The organism is Sediminicola arcticus, assembly GCF_040566695.1.
GTDB lineage: Bacteria > Bacteroidota > Bacteroidia > Flavobacteriales > Flavobacteriaceae > Sediminicola > Sediminicola arcticus.
Genome location: NZ_JBEXAE010000005.1, coordinates 164,622 through 185,897, shown reverse-complemented (window position 1 = coordinate 185,897; position 21,276 = coordinate 164,622). Strand labels below are relative to the sequence as shown.

Here is a 21,276-nt window from a genome sequence, read left to right as displayed (position 1 = left end):
TTATATCGTAGTTAGTTGTTTAATAAAATCTGTGCTTATTTCTGTAAAATTATTAAAATTATATTGGGCATCCGTCAGTATTGTAGTGTCTCCAATGCCTATGCTAGTCATTCCTGCAGAGTTGGCTGCCTGTATGCCAGCTAAGGCATCCTCAAATACCACACAATCTGTTGGATCAACACCTATGTCTTTTGCCGCCAAAAGAAATACTTCCGGATCGGGTTTTGCCTTGGTTACATTATTACCATCTACCACCACTTTAAAGTAAGAAAGCAAGCCTACCTTTCTCAAAATGGGAATTGCATTTTTACTAGCAGAGCCCAAGGCCATAGGAATATGATTAGCTTTTAGAAAATCAAGAATCTTTGGAACATCGGGGAGAATCTCAGATACATCCATTTTCTCGATATACCTTAAATAATCTTCATTTTTTTCTATCATCCAATGGTCAAACTGTTCTTGGGTGGCCTTAACCCCCCCAAGATCCAATAAAATTTCCAAGCATCTTTTTCTACTAACTCCTTTGAATGCTTCATTCTGTTCCTCATTAAATTGGAAACCTAATTCATTGGCTAACTTTTTCCATGCCAAATAATGGTATTTTGCGGTATCAACAATGACACCATCCAAATCAAATATGAATCCTTTGATCACTTTATACAGATTAAGTTATAGCACTAGGCCGATAAATAATTGAATACTATTTAAAAAAACGACCTTTTACATAGCCTTTTTCAATTGTACAATCATGGAAATAAAAAAAACACTAAAAATTGGAAGTTCCAATTTTTAGAAGAAATTTGTTATCAATAAATAATAATGAGAGGTATTTATAGCCAAACAAATATAAAAAAAATCTACTTATTTATGCTATGTATTGACAACCAGGAGAACCCAGCGCAACGATCCCTATTTTTAAGAAGCTAATTACCAACAAGTTTGAAAATGTTCTTTTCTTTAGTCCAACTTTCTAGATTCTTCAATCTAATTAACGGTTGACTCCCTTTCAATCAAGGTAGAATCTATAATTTCGGTTCGGTATACCTCATCATCTTCCTCATTTTCTACCTTATCTATCAACATTTGAGCAGCAACAGCCCCCATGTTTTCCCCGTGTTGGGCTATAGCACTAAGACTAGGATTGGCATATTTAGATAGGAGCCCGTCCGTAAAACCTATAAATGAAATATCTTCTGGAATTTTTAATCCTTTTTTTTGCACTACACGCATGCCATAAATGGCAAATATTTCATTCACACAAAGGACAGCATCCATGGATACAGTATCAAAAAAATATTGAATAGCCTTCTCATCTATACTTTCATGAGGCAGCGTTAATACCAATTTTTCATCTATGGAAATCCCTCCTTCTCTAAGTGCTTTATAATATCCTTCGGTTCTGGCATTGCTAACACTCAGATTTTCTGTATTGATTAGTGCAATTTTTCTCCTTCCACTATCAAGTAACTTTTTCACAGCCTTATAAGCACTATCCTTATCATTAATGATCACCTTATCACAATCCACTTCGTCTGTAACCCTATCAAACATGACCAACGGGATACCCTGACTAGTTACTTCCTTTATGTGGTTGTAATCCTTTTTTGCTTGGGTCTCTGTAGATAATGACATAATAAAACCATCAATACTTCCGTTGGCTAACATTTCCATATTAATAACCTCTTTGTCAAAGGATTCATCAGATAAACATACAATAACGTTATATCCCCTTTCATTAGCATACTTTTCAATACCACGTACCACAGTTGTAAAAAAATGATGAACTATATTAGGTATAATAACCCCTATATTCTTAGTACGCTTGTTCTTAAGGCTTACAGCTATATTGTTAGGCTTATAATTGTAAAGTTTTGCGAAAGCCTGAATCTTTTCTTTGGTATCCTTACTTATTTCTTCACTATTCTTTAGCGCTTTAGAAACAGTAGATATGGATACTTCCAATTCTCTGGCAATGTGCTTGAGGGTTATTTTTCTTTTCAAAGTGTACCAATATTTTAAGGCAATAGAAATTGCTGTTTGTGAAAAATAATCATTATTAAAATCATATAGGTAAAAATAGATTTATTTAACAACACAAAGATTAATTTAAAAAATAGTTGAATTCCAAAAAGCTATTTTAACATAATTTTTGATTAAATAAAATTTCCTATATTTGTTTAGACTTGCGATCTAGCAAACTTTGAATTAAAAAAATTATTAATATTGCAATCTGGAACTGCTAAGTTTACGAGTATGATATTTAACGGAAGTTATTAACACGAAACCGTTTTCGTAAAATTCTATACCAGATTCTTAGTTATTTTAACAAATTTTTTGCATAAGTTTAAACTTGAATTGGAATTAACTAAACTAAAATTACTTATTTATGAAGATTACGCTACTAAAAAGCTTCTTGCTTGTTGGGGCATTTTTATGCTTTGGACTTGCAAAAGCTCAGACGGTATCAGGTACTGTTTCTGATACCAGCGGCCCTTTACCTGGGGCTAGTATATTGGTGAAGGGAACTACTAATGGTACTCAAACAGATTTTGATGGTAATTACACATTGAACAATGTGGGAAATGGTGCAACATTAGTTTTTAGCTACATCGGATTTAAACCGATGGAAGTTTCTGTTAATGGCAGGTCGTCCATCAGCGTTACACTAGAAGAAGATGCACAGGCATTGGATGAGGTTGTTATCATTGGATATGGTACTACCACAATAAAGGATGCTACTGGTGCCGTAACTTCAGTAAGTGCTGAAGATTTTAATGGCGGTGTTATTGCTTCTCCTGAACAATTGATCCAAGGTAAAACTGCGGGTGTTAACATTCAGCAGACTAGTGGAGAACCTGGAGCAGGAATTCAGTTAAACATACGTGGCTCTAATTCCGTAAGGGGTGATAACAGTCCACTTTTCGTTGTTGACGGTGTGCCATTGGCAGGAGGTAATACTTCGCCAGGTGGTGATACAGGAAGCGGAGGAAACGCTGTTAAAAATCCATTGAATTTCTTAAACCCTTCAGATATTGAAAGCATAAGCATTCTTAAAGATGCTTCAGCTACAGCTATTTATGGTTCTAGAGGAGCAAACGGTGTGGTTATCATTACCACAAAAAGTGGTAAAGGTAGTGCAGGGGGGAAATTTGAATTTGCTTCCTCTTTAAGTGTTGCAACTCCTGCAAATAGTTATGACTTATTAAATAGAGAACAATACTTAAGTACAGTTTCACAGTTTGGAGGAGACCCTTCTGCAGTAGATTTTGGCAATGATACGGATTGGCAAGAATTCTTGACAAGAACAGCTGCCTCTCAAAATCAAAACTTATCATACTCCAATAATTATGGAAGTGGTAACATCCGTGCTACTTTTGGATACGGCAAACAGTTTGGAGTTGTAGAGAAATCTAGCTTAGAACGTATAACTGGTAGGTTGAATGTTACACAAAGATTTTTGGATGACAAATTAACTTTAGGACTTCAAACAAGTATTTCTAGAGTAAACGATGAAACAGCCCCTCTTTCTGGTGGCGCTGGTTTCCGTGGAGATATACTTGGAGCTGGTTATTCTGCCAACCCAACATGGAGTACAGATGCTAATTTTACCGATGGGGGAACACAGATTTTACCTGCTAACTACTTAGCGTATACTCAAAATGAAACATTCACTAACAGAATTCTTATTAATGCCTCTGTAGATTATAAATTTACCTCTGAATTAAGTGGTAAGGTGAACTTAGGATATGACAAATCAGAAGGAGAGAATACTTCTGTTATTTCTGGTGACGTAGAAAACTTCACTGGTATAGAAGGCCAGGGATTTGGGGTGTACAATATTCTTAATAGAGAGAATAACTTATTAGAAGCCACCCTTAATTATGCTAAAGATTTTGGAGATTCTAAATTTGATGTGTTAGTAGGTTATTCCTTCCAAGATTTTCAAACAAGCGGCAGGAATTCTGCTGCCAGAACATTTAACACTACAGATTTGAACCAAATGGGATCCGATTTAAGGGAAACTGTAAATAGTGCAGCGGGTCTTATTGATGGTTCTTTTCAACAGTACTTCTATGGTTCAAACACTAACGGTCTTATTGTAAACAGACTACAACCAAATGTTGTAACTGGTGAGAATGTTGGTGAAGGTTTCACCCAATTGGTAGCAGCAATGACGGCTGACACATTTAACTCTACGGATGAACTACAGTCATTCTTTGCACGTCTTAACTATACCATCTCCGATAAATATTTATTTACAGGTACAATTAGGGCGGATGGTTCCTCTCGATTTGGTCCGGCTAATCAATACGGATACTTCCCTTCTGGGGCTTTTGCTTGGAAAATGAGCGAAGAAGATTTTGTAGGTGATGCATTCTCTACCTTAAAACTACGTTTGAGTGCTGGAGAAGTTGGTAACCAAGATGGTTTAGGTTATGGAAATTTTGTTGCCAGACAGCGTTTCTCTGGACTAGGAATTCAGAACGATAACGCAGTAAACCAAAATGGGACGGCAATTGTAGCAACCGATGTACCTGATTTGAAATGGGAAACAACGTTTAACCTAAACGTAGGTATAGACTTTGGATTAAACAATGACAGGCTTTCAGGTAGTTTAGATGTATATCGCAACAAAACACGCGATCTTCTTCTTAGAACTCCACCAGCAGCACCAGCAGTAGATCCGTTCCAGTTTGGTAACGTCGATGCCTCTATTTTAAACCAAGGTATTGAATTATCTGTTGGTTATGATTTTGTTCAATCTGCAAATACTACCTTTTCTGCTAACTTCAACATAGCCTACAACCAAAACGAGGTGCAAGATTTTCAAAGTGCCGTGAACACAGGTGCAATTAACGGACAAGGTCTAACTGGTGCTTTCGCACAACGTTTAGAGTCTGGTAGATCTCTGTTCTCTTACTATATGGCAGTCTTTGAAGGCTTTGACGGCAATGGACTTCCTATATACGAAGATATTGATGGTAATGGAGTAGGTGATCCTAGTGCTGACAAGAAGTTTGTAGGCGAAGATGGTTTACCAGATGTTACTTCTGGTTTATCCTTAAACTTTAGAAGCGGAAACTGGGATGCTTCAACATATTTCTCAGGTCAGTTTGGCTTCTCTGTATACAACAACACAGCTAACGGATTCTTTACTGGAGGTTCTATTGGCAACAGTAGAAACGTAACTCAAAATGTTGTTACAAGTGGGGAATCTGGATCAGCTTCAGCTGATGTTTCAACAAGATTTCTTGAAAAAGGTGATTTCGTAAGATTCCAAAATGCTTCTATAGGATACAATGTACCTCTAACAGGTGAAGGGTTATTTAAAACATTACGTTTATCCTTAACCGGACAGAATTTATTTCTAATTACAGATTACAGTGGTCTTGATCCTGAAGTTACTTCGGCTACAGGTGATTTAGGTTCTGGTGTACCTACTAGAGGAATTGACTGGGCGGCGTATCCAAATCCAAGAACAATAACCTTTGGGCTTAATGCATCCTTTTAATTAAAAAATTGAATATCATGAAAAGAAAGCAATTTAAAATATACATTTTAACATTAGCATCTGTGGTAGGACTCACAGCATGTACCAATCTAGAAATAGAAGAAACCGACTCTATCATCAGTGAAGGTTTCCAAGGGTTGGCAGATACAAATTCCACCATAGGTGAACTTTACAACCGTATTGGTGGACAATATGGAGATCAAGCAAATTTCTTTGCACTCCAAGAAGTAACTACAGACGCAGCTCTTGTTCCGACAAGGGGTACTGACTGGGGTGATAACGGTTTATGGAGAGTACTTCATGACCATACATGGAATGGTGAGCACGCCTTTATTATCACGGTTTGGGATCAATTTAATGCCAACCAATTGTTCGCTTCACAAATATTAGATTCCAGAAGTAATCCTTCTCCAGCGAACATTGGAGATGCTAGCTTTTTGAGAGCCTATAGCATGTGGATTATCTTAGATAACTACGGCCAAATCCCATTTAGGGATACAGCCTTACCTTCATCTTCTTTACCTGTAGTTTTAACAGGACAAGCTGCTGTTGATTTTATAATTGCAGACCTAGATCAGGCCATTGCAAACTTACCAACTACAGCCGCTGGAACTGGCGATGCATTAAATACAGCAAGTAAGGCTGCAGCCCGTCATTTAAAAGCTAAAGTTCTGTTGAACAAGCATATTTATTTAGGTACTAGCCCAGATTCTGCAGATATGGCTCAAGTAATATCTTTGGTAGATGCGATAGCAGCAGATGGTTTTGCGCTACAGGCAGGATTTTTTGACTTATTCCGAGCAGCAGCGGATAACGAGACCATTTGGTCTTTGACGTCTTTGGCTACAGGAAACAGAATATTCAACGGGTTACATTATAACTCTACGTCTGTTGCAGGTGGTGGATGGAATGGTTTTAGTACCCTAGCAGAATACTATGACCTATACGAAGGAAACCCCGATAAAAACGAAGTTGATATTAACGGGAATCCATTAGACGGGCAAGAAGAACGTAGAGGAGGAGTTCCTCTAGCTGGTACCCCTTTTACAGGAGCTGCCGGAACTACGGATAATGGTGGTTTTGAAGATGCGTCTAACGTTGGTTTTGGATATCTAGTTGGCCAACAATACGCTTTAAATGGAACACCTTTAGCCGATAGGGCTGGTGCACCATTGACTTTTAAAAGAGATTTTAAAGATGGCCAAGGCAATACTAGCTTTATCAACAACGATGAAACCACAGGTGTTCGTGTTATGAAATACAACCCAAGATATGGTGGAGGATTTGTTGGTCACGAAATCATATTTCGTTATTCAGACGCATACTTAATGAAAGCTGAAGCCATGCTTAGAAGTGGTCAAGATCCCACAACAATGGTAAACGCCCTTCGTTCTTTAAGAGAAGCTAGCCCACTTGGAACTGTAGGAGAATCACAGCTTTTGGATGAGAGAGGTAGAGAACTATTTCAAGAAGTTTGGAGACGAAATGATTTGATCCGTTTTGGACAATTCAATAGAGATTGGTTATTTAAAGCACCTGCTCAAATTGGCAATACAGAACGTAACTTATTCCCAATTCCTCCAGCACAATTGTTGGCGAACCCTAATTTGGTTCAGAATCCTGGATATTAATCCAACATAACATATAAAGTTTAAAACCCTGACTAATTAGTCAGGGTTTTTTTTCATATCTGATATCTAAATCAGATTCATACCTCCTTAAACAATCGTGCAAAATTGATTTAAAACGCAAATAATAAAACACGTATTTTTAAAAAATTCATATAAAAAATTATACTTTTCAATTTCCGTGCTAATAGCAGATTAAGTATATTGTGCTCCTCATATTTAGAGTAATGAACAAGATATTTGGGCATTTAATTTTACTAACGATACTATTTTCCGGATGCCAAAAAAAAGAACCAAAAAGTTTTATAAAACTAGAAGCTTCTAATACCGGCATCAACTTTACAAACAAGCTTACCGAGACACCAGAATTAAATATTCTTACTTATTTATATTTCTACAATGGTGCTGGCATTGCTGCTGCTGACTTTAATAACGATGGTCTAGTAGACCTATATTTTGCGGCAAATCAAGGAGAAGACCAAATCTATATTAACCTTGGTGAAATGAAATTCAAAAATACCACTGCCACTTCCCAAATCAAAAACCAAGGGAATTGGACTACTGGGGTAACACATGTAGATATCAACAACGATGGTTTGCTGGATATTTATGTTTGCAAAGTTGGAGACTATAAAAACATTAAAGGAAAAAACTTATTGTTCGTTAACCAAGGAGTAAATTCTGAAGGTATTCCAATATTTAAGGAGGACGCAGCTGCATACGGACTAGATTTCATAGGATTCTCTACCCAAGCTGCATTTTTAGATTATGACCTCGATGGAGATCTAGATATGTTTCTAATGAACCATTCCGTGCATCCTAATAGTACTTATGGTAAAGGATCTCAAAGAGAACTACCAGACCCAAGATCAGGTGATAAATTCTTTAAAAATGATAATGGACACTTTATAGATATTTCAGACGAAGTAGGCATTTTTCAGGGAAAAATAGGTTACGGCCTGGGGTTAGGTGTTAGCGATCTAAATAATGACGGTTTTCCTGATATTTACGTTGGCAATGATTTCTTTGAAAATGATTATGTATACATCAACCAAACCGATGGTACTTTTAAAGAACTTATCACTAAAAATGATTTAAGTTTAGGTCACACCACACACTATTCCATGGGGAATGACATAGCCGATGTTAACAATGACGGTCTAGCAGACATTTTATCCTTGGATATGCTTCCGGAAAACTTAGAGACTTATAAAACTTCTGGATTGGAATATTCGTATCCTACCTACCAGTCCTATTTAAAAAATGGGTACTCTCCCCAATTTATGCAAAATACCTTACACATAAATCTTGGTAATACAACCTTTAGCGAAATTGGACATTTAACAGGAATTTCCGCCACGGAGTGGTCTTGGGGTGTTTTATTGGCAGATTTCGATAATGATTCCTTTAAGGACGCCTATATATCCAATGGCATAAAAAGAGCGACAAACGATATGGATTTTATTAGCTTTATAGCAAATGAATCTATACAACTAAGATTGGACAAAGGCATGTCCGCCTCAGACATGGAATTTATAAAAGATATACCCCAAAAGAAAGTTTCTAATTATTTTCTAAAGAATAAAGGTGATTTATCATTTCTAGACGTTACTTCAGACTGGTATAAAAAAGATCCTTCCTTTAGTAACGGATGTGTCTATGCCGATCTAGACAATGATGGTGACTTAGATATTATAGTAAATAACATTGATGAAGAGGCGTCTATACTTGAAAACCAATCCCGTTCGAAAGATCTTTCCAACTACTTGGAAGTAGTTTTAGAAGGTCAGCCGAAAAATAAATTTGGCATAGGCACCAAGCTCTTGGCATATAGTTCAAATGGAATTATTTTTCAGGAAAATTTTGTCACTCGGGGGTATCTATCTGCTGTTCCGAACAGTCAGCACATGGGTCTTGGAAACATTCAAAGCATTGATTCTCTTAGGGTAATTTGGCCTCAAGGAAAAACCCAGCTACTCTATAATGTCCCAGTCAACAAAAAAATAACAGTAAAAGAATCGGAAGCAAGCCACACTTATACCTATAGTTCTTTCAAGAGAGATAACTCCTATTTAAGCAATTCCGAAAATATAATTCCCTTTATTCATAAAGATCCATTCACATTAGAATTTAATAGGGATCCACTCATTCCCTATGCAAACACTAATGAAGGGCCCGCAATTTCCATTGGTGATATCAATAAGGACCATCTAGAGGATATTTTTATTGGAGGCGCAAAAGCACAATCCTCTCAATTATTTATACAGGATAAGCAAGGTGGTTTTAGCAGTGTACAAGACGATTTGTTTCTTGAAGATGCCCTTAGTGAAGACACCTCTCACATTTTCTTCGATGCAAACGGTGATACCTGGAAAGATCTTCTTGTGGTGAGCGGTGGAAATGAATTTGTAAACGGTCCAAGATTGCGTCCCAGGCTTTACCTGAATCAGATGGGCACATTTGTAAAAGACAGTATTCAATTTCAAAACGTGGAGGTTAATGCCTCAAAAGTTGAAGTAAAAGATTTGGATAATGATGGTGATCTAGATGTATTAATCTCTTCGGATCAAATACCGCTAAAATTTGGAGAATCGGCTCATCAATTCATATTTTTGAATGACGGTAAAGGTTCGTTTTATCACCCTAAATCGGACGTTTTTAAAAGTTTCACTGATCTATCAAACGTGAAAGACTTTATTTGGGCTGATGTTGATAATGACGGCCGTGAAGAGCTCATAAGTGTCGGTTATTGGGAACCCATTACTATATTGAAAAATGTAAACGGTAAATTTGCTCTATTAAATTCCTCTGGATTAGAAAAAACCCACGGATGGTGGAATGTTGTTGTAGCCGAGGACTTTGACAAAGATGGCGACATTGATCTTGTTGCAGGAAATTGGGGACTAAACAGTAGGTTAAAAGCAACAGAAGAAAAGCCTTTAACGTTATATAGGTCGGATTTTGATGAGAACGGGTCTATTGAACCACTGGTCACCTATTTCGAAGGAAATACAGAAACACCATTTGCTTCAAAAGATGAATTAGTCAAACAATTGCCATTCCTGAACAAAGAATATTTGTCTTACAAAAAATTTGCAAAAGCAAGCATAACAGACCTTTTTACCAAACAAAAATTGCTTAACGCCCAAAAAAAACAAATCTTTGAATTAAAGAGTATGTATTTGGAAAATGATGGCTCAGGGCATTTCACGAAGAAAGAGCTACCCTTAATAACCCAAGCATCCACAACCCACGATATATTAATAGAAGATCTAAATATGGATGGCTACAAAGACATGGTTTTGGTAGGGAACACCTTTGAAATTAGCACCCAATTAGGTAGGTTGGATGCATCACATGGCCTAGTTTTGATAAATGATAAAAAAGGAAGCTTTTATTGGGCTCGTAATCAATATTTCGATATTTCAGGGCCTGCAAGAACAATACAAAAAATAATTATAAATAATAGGGAACATTATATTGTTGGAATGAACAATGCGTCTCCTGTATTCTTGATCAAAAACAAGAAGAACTAGATATGAAGCTAAGAACAAAAATTATATTGCCCATTCTAATTGGAGTTTTAGGGATTTCTTTTAGTTGCACCTCCAAAAAGGAAAATAAGGAAAAAGATGCCGCTAAGGCCCCTACTCTATTTACCCTTCTCCCTTCTGAGGAAACAGGGATTGATTTTATTAACCGTATTGAAAATAAAAAGAACTTTAATATTTTCAAATACCGTAACTTTTATAATGGCGGTGGCGTTGCCATTGGAGATATCAACAACGACGGATTGGCAGATATTTATATGACCGCCAATATGGGACCCAATAAACTATACCTCAATAAAGGAAATATGAAGTTCGAGGATATTTCTGTCTCTGCTGGGGTAGAAGGAAGTAAACCTTGGTCCACTGGAGTAGTTATGGTAGATATCAATCAAGATGGACTTCTGGATATATATGTTAGTAATGCTGGTAACATGGAGGGCAACAACCATGATAACGATCTTTACATTAACAACGGTGATCTTACCTTTACGGAAAAGGCGGCATCTTATAATCTGGCCAAAACAGGCTTCTCTACCCATGCCAGTTTTTTTGACTATGATAAGGATGGTGATTTAGATGCCTACATCCTAAATAATAGCAATATCCCTGTAAGTAGTTTAGGATATGCAGAACAACGCGATGTGAGAGCCCAAGACTGGGAAGGGGTTCCTGATATATTTAGAGGCGTGGGAGATATGCTTTTACGCAATGATAATGGTGTTTTTGTTGATGTAAGTGAAAAAGCTGGAATCTACGGAAGCTTAATTGGATTTGGATTAGGAATTATGATTACCGATATAAACAAAGACCTCTATCCAGATATCTATGTTTCCAATGATTTTTACGAGAGGGATTACCTCTATATCAACAATCAAGACGGTACGTTTACTGAGGATATAAAAGGATGGACTTCCCATCTATCCCTGTCTGCTATGGGTGTAGATATGGCAGATATCAATAACGATGGAAATGTTGAAATATTTATAACCGACATGTTGCCTGAAGCCAATGAACGCGTAAAATCAGTTATGGAATTTGATGGGTACGATGTGTTTAAGCTTAAACAGGAAAAAGATTTTTATCAGCAATACATTCAAAATACCCTTCAACTCAATAATGGTAATGGTTCTTTTTCAGAAATAGCCTATTTCAGTGGTGTTGATGCAACAGATTGGAGCTGGGCTGGTTTGCTTTTTGATATGGACAACGACGGTTTCAGAGATATATATATAACCAATGGTATTAACCATGACCTTACAGATCTTGATTTTGTTGATTTTTTTGCCAATGAGATCATTCAAAAAATGGCGCTTACAGGCAGAAAAGAATCCATTGACTCCATTATTAAGAAAATGCCTATTAAACCACAGCCCAATTTCGCATACAAAAACAACAAAGACCTTACGTTCTCCAACGCCAACAAAGAATGGGGTTTTGAAATACCTAGTATGTCTAACGGGGCGGCTTATGGGGATTTAGATAATGATGGCGACCTAGACCTAGTCGTGAATAATGTAAATATGCCAGCCTTCGTTTATGAAAACAAGGCCAATACACTTACTAACAACCACTATATAAAACTAAAGTTCAAAGGTTCGGATAGCAATAGGTTTGGCGTAGGCGCCTCGGTGACTTTATACCATGCAGGCAATGTCGTCTATCAAGAATTAATTCCTTCTAGGGGGTTTCAATCTTCTATGGACTATACCATGACCATGGGATTAGGCAAATCTAAAACAATAGACTCCCTTAGGGTGATTTGGCCAGATGATATGACACAAAAAATGGAACATATTACTGCTGACCAGTCCATTACATTTGAACACAAACAAGCAACTGCCCGATATAAGGTTCCTAATCCTAAGGCTATAAAACCAATGCTGCAGGAAATAAAGAACAATTCACTTATCGCCCACAAGGAGAATAGTTATAATGATTTTGTATATGAAGGATTAATTTATAAACTCTTATCCCAAGAAGGTCCAGCATTGGCTGTTGGCGACATTAATGGCGATGGCAATGAGGATATCTTCATGGGTGGGGCCAAGGGGCAAACTGCAAGCATTTATACCCATTCCGGTAACGGCAAAATAACTCCAGTAAGTCAAAAAGTTTTTGTAGAAGACGCCGAATATGAGGATACTGCTGCTGCCTTCCTCGATGTTGATGGCGACAAGGATTTAGATCTTTTGGTAGGATCCGGTGGCAATCAAGTAGGAGAGGAAATGACATACCGCAGTCGTCTATACCTAAACAATGGAAAAGGTGTTTTTGAAAGGTCCAAGGAAATACTTCCATCCACATTTAAAAATATTTCTACCATAGCTCCAAGTGATTTTGACGGCGATGGGGACATAGATGTGTTCATTGGCTCCAGGAGTGTTGTAGGCACCTATGGCGTAAACCCAGATCATTTATTCCTTGAAAATAATGGTGATGGCACTTTTAAGAATTCAACGGAGCGTCTAGCCTATGATCTTAAAGACGCAGGGATGGTCACCAATGCAGTTTGGGCAGATATGGACGGAGATAAAAAGCAAGACCTTGTAACCGTATCGGAATGGGGAACTCCCAAAATATATAGAAATTCGGGAAGACGCTTATCCAAATTACCTACTACATTGGATAGCCTTGATGGACTATGGAATGTGGTAGAAGTGGCTGATTTGGATAACGATGGAGATAATGATCTGGTTCTGGGCAATCAAGGAACAAACTTACATTACAAACCAACGCCAAACAATCCAATGAAAATGTGGGTAAATGATTTTGATGGCAATGGAACCATAGAGCAGATTGTTACCTTACAGGAAAATGGAAAAGATTATCCATTACATCAGAAAAAAGAACTGACCAACCAGATGGTTTCTTTGAAGAAAAATAACCTAAAAGCTTCTGAATATGCAAAGAAGACCATTGATGAACTGTTTCCAAAAGAAGTATTCAATAACTCCATAATGAAACGATCAGTAATTGCCGAATCTGTCATTGCAATCAATGAAGGAGGAGGGAAATTTACAATTAAAGTACTACCCACTAGGGTGCAGCTGTCATGTGTGTGTGGTATTTCCTGTGTAGATATCAACCAAGATGGATACTTAGACCTTATCATGGGCGGTAATAATTTTGAATTTAAACCTCAATATTCAAGACAAGATGCCAATTTTGGCAACGTATTATTAGGTAATAAAGAACTGGATTATACATGGCAAGACTACAATAAAAGTGGATTTTTTATCAGGGATGAAATTAAACACCTAAAACAATTTAAAGACCGCAATGGTAAGACCTACTTAATTGCGGCATTAAACAATACACAACCCAAGATATACCGGTTAAATGAATAAAAATATTATTGTTACTCTTTTTATAATACTGCTATTAGGGTGTGGCAAGCAGGAGGGAGAATTATTTATGAACCCGTCGCCTGAAGAAACTGGCATTACCTTTAGTAATACCCTGACTGAAACCAATGATCTAAATATATTGGACTATCTCTATTTTTACAATGGTGGTGGGGTTGCTATTGGGGATGTCAACGGAGACGGTCTACAAGATATTTATCTTTCTGGGAATCAGGTGAAGAATAAACTTTATATCAATAAAGGCAATCTAACCTTTGAGGACATTACAGATAAAGCAGGGGTAGCTGGTCAAAGTACTTGGAATACTGGAGCAGTTATGGGTGATATCAACGGTGATGGTCTTCTGGATATTTATGTTTGTGCTGTAGTTGGAATAAATGGTTTTAACGGACACAACGAGCTATTTATCAATAATGGGGATGAAACATTCACTGAAAGTTCCGTAAAATATGGTCTCGATTTTGAAACCTTCAGCTCCAATGCAGCCTTTTTAGATTATGACCTAGATGGGGATCTTGACATTTACCTTCTTAATCATGCGGTTCACACCCAGAAATCATTTGGCAAGTCAGATCTTCGCTTTGAACGGGACGCCCAAACCGGGGACCGCTTACTTAGAAATGACGGCCAAACCTTTGTAGATGTAAGTGAGGAAGCTGGCATCTATGGGGGTATCAATGGGTATGGCTTAGGTGTTGCCATTAGCGATTTTAACCAAGATGGCTTTCCCGATATTTATGTTGGGAACGATTTTCATGAAGATGACTACTATTACCTAAATAACGGGGATGGCACTTTTAAAGAAAGTTTAAAGGATTATTTTGGTCAGACCACACGCTTTTCAATGGGTAATGATGTAAGTGATATCAATCACGATGGTTGGCCAGACATCCTATCCTTAGACATGCTCCCAGAAGATGAGACCGTACTTAAATCCTCCGAAGGGGACGATGACATACAAATCCAAAAGCTTCGAATAGAACAATTTGGATACCATTATCAATTTACCCGAAATATGCTTCAAATTAATCAGCAAGGCGGTAAATTTAAGGAAACAGCCCTTTTAAGCGGTATTGCCGCTACTGATTGGAGTTGGAGTTCCCTCTTCGCAGATTATAACCAAGACGGAGAACAGGATATTTTTATTTCAAATGGCATCCCTAAAAGGCCCAATGATCTGGATTTTATCAATTTTGCATCTAATGACCAGATCAAAAAGAAAATAGACAATACCAAGTTGGTGGACCAACAGGCCCTAGACATGATGCCCTCTGGAAACATTATAAATTATGTATTTGAAGGAAAAAAAGACTTGCGATTCGTAAACAGATCCAAAGACTGGATCTTACAGGACACGCTCATTTCAGGGGCGACGGCCATGGGTGATTTGGACAACGACGGGGACATGGATATTGTCACGAACAACATCAACCATAGCGCTACCCTCTATATTAATAAAACCGACAAAAAGGCGAACTATCTAAAGGTTAAATTAAAATCCTCCGGGAAAAATCCGTTTGCTATTGGTGCCAAAATACTATCGTATCATAAGGGCATTCTCCAATACAAAGAAATGTATACCGTCAGGGGGTTTCAGTCATCTTCAGAACCAATGATTCATTTTGGTTATGGTAAGGAAAGTAAAATTGATTCGCTTAGAATTATTTGGCCCGATAGGACCACTCAGCTATTAAAGGATGTAGCGGCAAACCAAACCTTGGTAATAAAACCGGAGAATAACACGCCTATAACCTACCCTCTGTTTACTAAAACAAAAAAGGAAATTTTCAAAAGAGTACAAGGAAATTTGGGTATTGATTTTGTGCACAAAGAAGATGCCTATTTTGATTTTAATAGACAGAAATTAATCCCTTATGAATTCTCTGATCGAGGACCAGCGGTTGCTGTAGGCGACCTTGATAATGATGGGAGCCAAGATATATTTTTTGGAGGATCTAAGTTTACCCCTTCCAAAATCTATACTCAACATTCAGAAGGATTTAGGGAAAAAAGTATAATTGCGATCAAAAAAGACTCTATAAAAGAAGATATAGAAGCACTTATTGAAGATTTTAATGGTGATGGAAAAAAAGATCTTTTCATTGGCTCCGGAGGTGCAGATTTTTTCAATCAAATGCTCCCACTATCAGATAGTTATTACGTTCAAAAAGATTCGACATTTATTTTAGGAAAACTCACGCCCACTTTTCAAAATGCCTCTGTATTGGCATCAGCCGATTTTGATTCAGACGGGGATATAGACCTCTTTGTAGGGAATCAGATGATTACTAATGATTTTGGTAAGATACCCCAGTCCTACCTTCTTGAGAACAAGAATGGCTCTTTTGAACTTGTAGAAAACAAGTCCTTATTAAATATTGGAATGGTTACAGATGCCATTTGGGATGATTACAATGGGGACGGTAGTCTTGATTTAATTATTGTTGGCGAATGGATGAATCCCGTTTTTTTCAAAAATAAAGGCGGTACATTGGAGAAAGATGATTTTAATCTTTCCTCGATCAAAGGCCTTTGGCAAAGCATAATTTCTTTTGATATTGATAATGACGGAGATAAAGATTATTTGCTTGGCAATTGGGGGTTAAATTCCAAATTTAAAGCCTCTCATAGAACACCCATGAAAATGTATTATGCCGATTTTGATGATAACGGAAGTACAGAAACCATCGTTACCATTGAAAAAAACGGGCAAGATTATCCCATTGAAGGGTTAAAAGGGCTTTCTGAGCAACTAGTAAGTCTTAGAAAGAAATTTACGGCCTATAAAGATTTTGCAGGCAAGCCAATAGAAGGTATACTCTCCAAAGAAGAACTAGAAAAAGCAACGATTTTTGAAGTAAGTGAGTTGAGTTCCGGGTACCTAGAGAACAAAGATGGAAAATTCAATTTTATACCTTTCCCGGTTGACCTGCAAGTAGCACCCATTATGACTTTTCTAAAATACGATTTTGATTCCGATGGGACGGAAGAGGTACTTGCTGCAGGCAACTATTTTGGGGTAAAACCCTATCATGGGCGTTTGGGGTCTTTCTCAGGTGCTATGATTAAAGATAAAAATAATGTAATTTTGGGTAATGAAATCGGATTGGATTTTTCTCAAAAATCAATTCGTCATCTCAATATTATAAACTTTAATAACCGACCTTATTTAATAGCGACTTTCAATAATGAACAAGTCCAAGTATATCAAATGGTAAACAAAATTGATAAATGATGAAGAAGATAAACTTATTAGTATTATTAATGGTATTAGGAAGTTGTCAGAAAAAGGAAGAACCTATACTCATTTCCCCAGACCTATTACATCAATCTATAGATAAGGTTACGGAAATAATGATTCACGACATTTTTTCTCCTCCTGTAGCAAGTAGAATTTTCGCCTATCCTAATATTGCGGCCTATGAGATTATTTCGGCAAATAATGATCAATACAAATCCTTAGCCGGCCAGGTAACTGATTTAACCCCTATTCCAAGTCCAAAATCAACTACACCTATAAATCCGCAATTGGCAGCCCTTATTGCTCATTTGGATATAAGTCGTAGGTTAATTTTTAGCGAGGAAAAATTGACTGTTTTTAGGGATAGCCTTTATACAATATGGTCTTCACAAAACCCAACTGAATTTGAAGCCTCCAAAGAGTATGGCCTTTCGGTAGCCGAGCATATTAGTGCTTGGATGAATGCGGATAATTACAAACAAACCCGTACCATGCCTAAATTTACGGTAATGTCCAATGAAGAGGCTCGCTGGCAACCCACTCCTCCTTCTTATATGGACGGCATAGAGCCCCACTGGAGTAAAATACGTCCGTTCGTAATAGACTCGGCAGCACAATTTAAACCTGTTCCTCCTCCTGCCTTTTCCATGGAAAAAAATTCGCCGTTTTATAAAGAGTTAAAGGAAGTTTATGACATAAGAAATGAAATTACTAGGAAAGGCGATTCATCAGAAGAAATAGCTATGGCTAAGTTCTGGGATTGTAATCCATATGTATCTGTGACCTATGGACATTTGATGTTCGCCACAAAAAAGATTACTCCCGGTGCACACTGGATTGGTATTGCTAAAATTGCATGTAAAAAAACAAGTTCAGATTTTGATAAATCTGTACTTGTATATACGAAAACATCCATGGCCATTGCAGATGCCTTTATTAGCTGTTGGGACGAAAAATACCGCAGTAATCTAATTCGGCCTGAAACACTTATCAACCAATATATAGACGAAAATTGGAAGCCGGTTTTACAAACGCCTCCATTCCCAGAATATACCAGTGGACACAGCGTAGTTTCTGGTGCAGCGTCAACCGCATTGACCAGCATTTTTGGGGCTGATTTTGCTTTTGATGACGACACGGAAACCCCTTACGGCCTACCCATTCGGAAATTTCCCTCTTTTGCTAAAGCAGCTGACGAGGCTGCCATCAGTAGGATGTATGGTGGCATACATTATAGATCAGCGGTAGAAGTAGGGGTAAAACAAGGAAGAGATTTAGGGAAATTTGTAATAGCCAATTTAAACATGAAACAAGAATCCCAAGTAGTAAGAACGGAGTAATTTATGAAGAAATTTTTTTTAATCCTCACCCTGATTTTTATTGTGAGCGCCATCTTGTATCTATTTTTATATCCGTACGATTATTTAGTAAGCATTAAGGCAAAGGGCAATGTAGGCACCATAAACCAGACTATAAAGCTTTGGAATTCCACTTTGGATAGCACAAAACTTAGTACTGGCACAGATTTATCTCATCTAGATCAGACTTTACAATTTAGTGACTCTACTCATATATATTCTTGGGAGATAAGCGAAGTAAATGATTCTGTTTCCAACATAAATATATATGCCAAGGATAACCAGCATACTCTTATGAACAAGATTAAAATTCCGTTCACGGATACGAACTTTGAAAAACGCACTGTAAGGACATTATCCGATTTTAATGAAAATCTCCACAACCACCTTAAGACAATACGGGTTAAGGTGGTTGGTGAAGATGAAATAGACTCCACTTATTACGCATATGTGACTGTGAAATCTTCACAATTTGACAAGGCCAGAGGCATGATGAGAAACTTTCCCTTACTTGACCCGTATTTAGTGAATAACGGTGCTACATTAAAAGGGAAACCCTTTATAGAGGTCACCAAATGGGATATGGAAAAGGACAGTATTGAGTATCATTTCGGGTACCCAATTATAAAATCTGATAGTTTGCCCTACCATCCCGATATTAAATATGCTTTTCGCAAAAAGAATAAAGCCCTAAAAGCAATTTACAATGGTAACTATATTACCTCGGACCGTGCTTGGTATGCGCTCTTGGATTATGCGAAAAAAAATAATATTACTACTACAGGACTTCCCATTGAGATCTTTTATAATAATCCTAACATGGGCGGTGACGAATTGAATTGGACCGCAGAAGTTTATATGCCGTTGGCAGATTAAAACTAAAAAGCCCAACAATTGTTGGGCTTTTTAGTTGAAAGACATTAACTATAATCAACTATTGCAATTTAAAAGTAATGGGGATGGCATAAATAACATTAGCGGCCACTCCTTCTTGTTTTCCTGGTTCCATCTTAGGCAGTCGTCTTATTATCCGTCCAGCCTCATCCTCCAATACTTCACTTGGTCCTCTTAATTTTAGGTTGGCTAGGTTCCCATTTCTATCAATGGTCATTAAAATATTCACTCGACCCTGAATACCGGCCTCTTGAGCTACTTCTGGATATCTAAAGTTTTTTCGGATGTGTTCTTGCATCTTCTCATTAAAACAAGCTCGTTTATCAGTGGCATCTTCACAACCTGGAAAAACAGGGACTTCGTCTATTTTACTAAATGTAGCCTCTTTATCCTCTTTTTGTTCTTCCTCTAATTTAAAGGTGATGGGAATGGCAAATGGTACGTTTACTGCAACACCCTTATGCATTCCTGCCTCCATTTTGGGCAATCTTTTTATAATACGTTCAGCCTCATTTTCCAATAATGGATTAGGACCACGCATTTTAACATTATGAATATCACCATCCGTGCCCATGGTAAACATAATACTCACCCTTCCTTGAATTCCCTTCTCCTGTGCCTCTGCAGAGTAATTAAAATGTTTACGGATATGTTCCTGAATTTTTTCTTGAAAACAGGCTCTTTTATCTTCGGCATTTTCACAGCCCGGAAATACGGGAACCTCGTCCACACTAGCAAAAGGAACAACCAAACCCTCTTCTAGGGAGGAACCTTTAGAATTACCCTTACCTTTTGTTGTCTCAAGCTGCTCCCCCTCAGGGACTTTACTGTTATTTCCTTCACAAGATGTATAACACAACATTCCTGCAATTAGTGGTAATAAAAGTAAATACTTTAATTGCCAGACTTTCTTTGATTTTGATTTTTGTAACATAACGACTCGTTTTTTGATTAATGATGATTTAAAAAATTGATTGATGAATGAAATATGATGAGTTTGAAACACTTCAGCCAATAAATTCTGATACTGTTCCTTTTTATGAGACTTGGATACCTTTGCATCGGCGATGAACTCGTGCAATTCAGAAATCCTAGATTGATATACATATACAAGAGGATTGAACCAGAAGACGATTCGCATCAATTCATAAAACAACAGATCTAATGAATGCCGCTGCTGAATATGTACCAACTCGTGCTGTAAAATACTTTCATGGTCCTTTTTAAAAACCTCATCCCCCAAGAAAATAGTTTTAAAAAACGAAAACGCGATACTGCTTTTAGCTAACACTACCCTAGTAAAATGATTAAAATAGTCAACCTCTCCTTTCTTTTTAAGCCGTTGGATTTGTACCAATTTAAAAATGAAGAGCATCGCTGCAAAAATCATACCTCCATAAAGAGTCATTTCATACCCGGAAAGATTAAAATAGGAAGTATCTTTTGTAAGAGCGAATTCAGATGCCATGTTTAATCCCCATAAATATTCAGGGTACGCTGCAAATTCATTGGAAACCGTAGTTTTCAATGCTTCTATCTTTATCCAAGGAAGTACTAAGGAAAGAACAAATGTCCCTATCAAATAGGCCCTATTCCATTGGAAAAAAGTTTCCCTTTTTAAAAACAGGTCATAAATTATAAGAAATAGCAGCTGGAACGCCACACTTTCTAAGATGTACTGTATCATATGCTGGTTTTTTAAATTTTAAAGAGTTTAAGTTGCTCCT

At 37.3% G+C, this 21,276-nt stretch carries 10 protein-coding genes; 7 read left to right on the top strand and 3 right to left on the bottom strand.

Annotated elements, in window-relative coordinates:
- Positions 1-654 carry a beta-phosphoglucomutase gene (pgmB, locus tag ABXZ36_RS11720; protein ID WP_354615853.1) on the bottom strand — a complete coding sequence of 218 codons (654 nt, stop codon included), beginning with the start codon at positions 652-654 and terminating at the stop codon, positions 1-3.
- A gap of 330 nt (positions 655-984) precedes the next feature.
- Complete coding sequence (locus tag ABXZ36_RS11715; protein ID WP_354615851.1) at positions 985-2,001, bottom strand: LacI family DNA-binding transcriptional regulator; 1,017 nt, start codon at positions 1,999-2,001, stop codon at positions 985-987.
- A gap of 385 nt (positions 2,002-2,386) precedes the next feature.
- On the opposite strand from ABXZ36_RS11715, the gene ABXZ36_RS11710 reads away from it, so the two are divergent.
- From ABXZ36_RS11710 to ABXZ36_RS11680, 7 genes are all read left to right on the top strand, one after another.
- On the top strand, positions 2,387-5,512 hold the full coding sequence (locus ABXZ36_RS11710; protein WP_354615849.1) for a SusC/RagA family TonB-linked outer membrane protein: 3,126 nt from the start codon (positions 2,387-2,389) through the stop codon (positions 5,510-5,512).
- Positions 5,513-5,529: 17 nt separating this feature from the next.
- On the top strand, positions 5,530-7,143 hold the full coding sequence (locus tag ABXZ36_RS11705; RefSeq protein WP_354615847.1) for a RagB/SusD family nutrient uptake outer membrane protein: 1,614 nt from the start codon (positions 5,530-5,532) through the stop codon (positions 7,141-7,143).
- Between the two features lie 224 nt (positions 7,144-7,367).
- Positions 7,368-10,676, top strand: a complete 3,309-nt coding sequence (locus ABXZ36_RS11700; protein ID WP_354615845.1) for a VCBS repeat-containing protein — start codon at positions 7,368-7,370, stop codon at positions 10,674-10,676.
- Positions 10,677-10,678: 2 nt separating this feature from the next.
- Positions 10,679-14,038: a VCBS repeat-containing protein gene (locus ABXZ36_RS11695; protein ID WP_354615843.1), complete on the top strand. Its 3,360-nt coding sequence runs from the start codon at positions 10,679-10,681 to the stop codon at positions 14,036-14,038.
- Positions 14,031-17,291, top strand: a complete 3,261-nt coding sequence (locus tag ABXZ36_RS11690; protein ID WP_354615841.1) for a VCBS repeat-containing protein — start codon at positions 14,031-14,033, stop codon at positions 17,289-17,291. The genes ABXZ36_RS11695 and ABXZ36_RS11690 overlap by 8 nt, the downstream gene beginning before the upstream one ends.
- On the top strand, positions 17,291-18,637 hold the full coding sequence (locus ABXZ36_RS11685; RefSeq protein ID WP_435602477.1) for a vanadium-dependent haloperoxidase: 1,347 nt from the start codon (positions 17,291-17,293) through the stop codon (positions 18,635-18,637). The genes ABXZ36_RS11690 and ABXZ36_RS11685 overlap by 1 nt, the downstream gene beginning before the upstream one ends.
- A gap of 3 nt (positions 18,638-18,640) precedes the next feature.
- Positions 18,641-19,531, top strand: coding sequence for a GyrI-like domain-containing protein (locus tag ABXZ36_RS11680; RefSeq protein WP_354615838.1), 891 nt, complete (start codon positions 18,641-18,643; stop codon positions 19,529-19,531).
- Between the two features lie 58 nt (positions 19,532-19,589).
- On the opposite strand, the gene ABXZ36_RS11675 is transcribed toward ABXZ36_RS11680, so the two are convergent.
- Complete coding sequence (locus ABXZ36_RS11675; RefSeq protein ID WP_354615836.1) at positions 19,590-21,236, bottom strand: TonB family protein; 1,647 nt, start codon at positions 21,234-21,236, stop codon at positions 19,590-19,592.
- Positions 21,237-21,276: the final 40 nt, after the last annotated feature.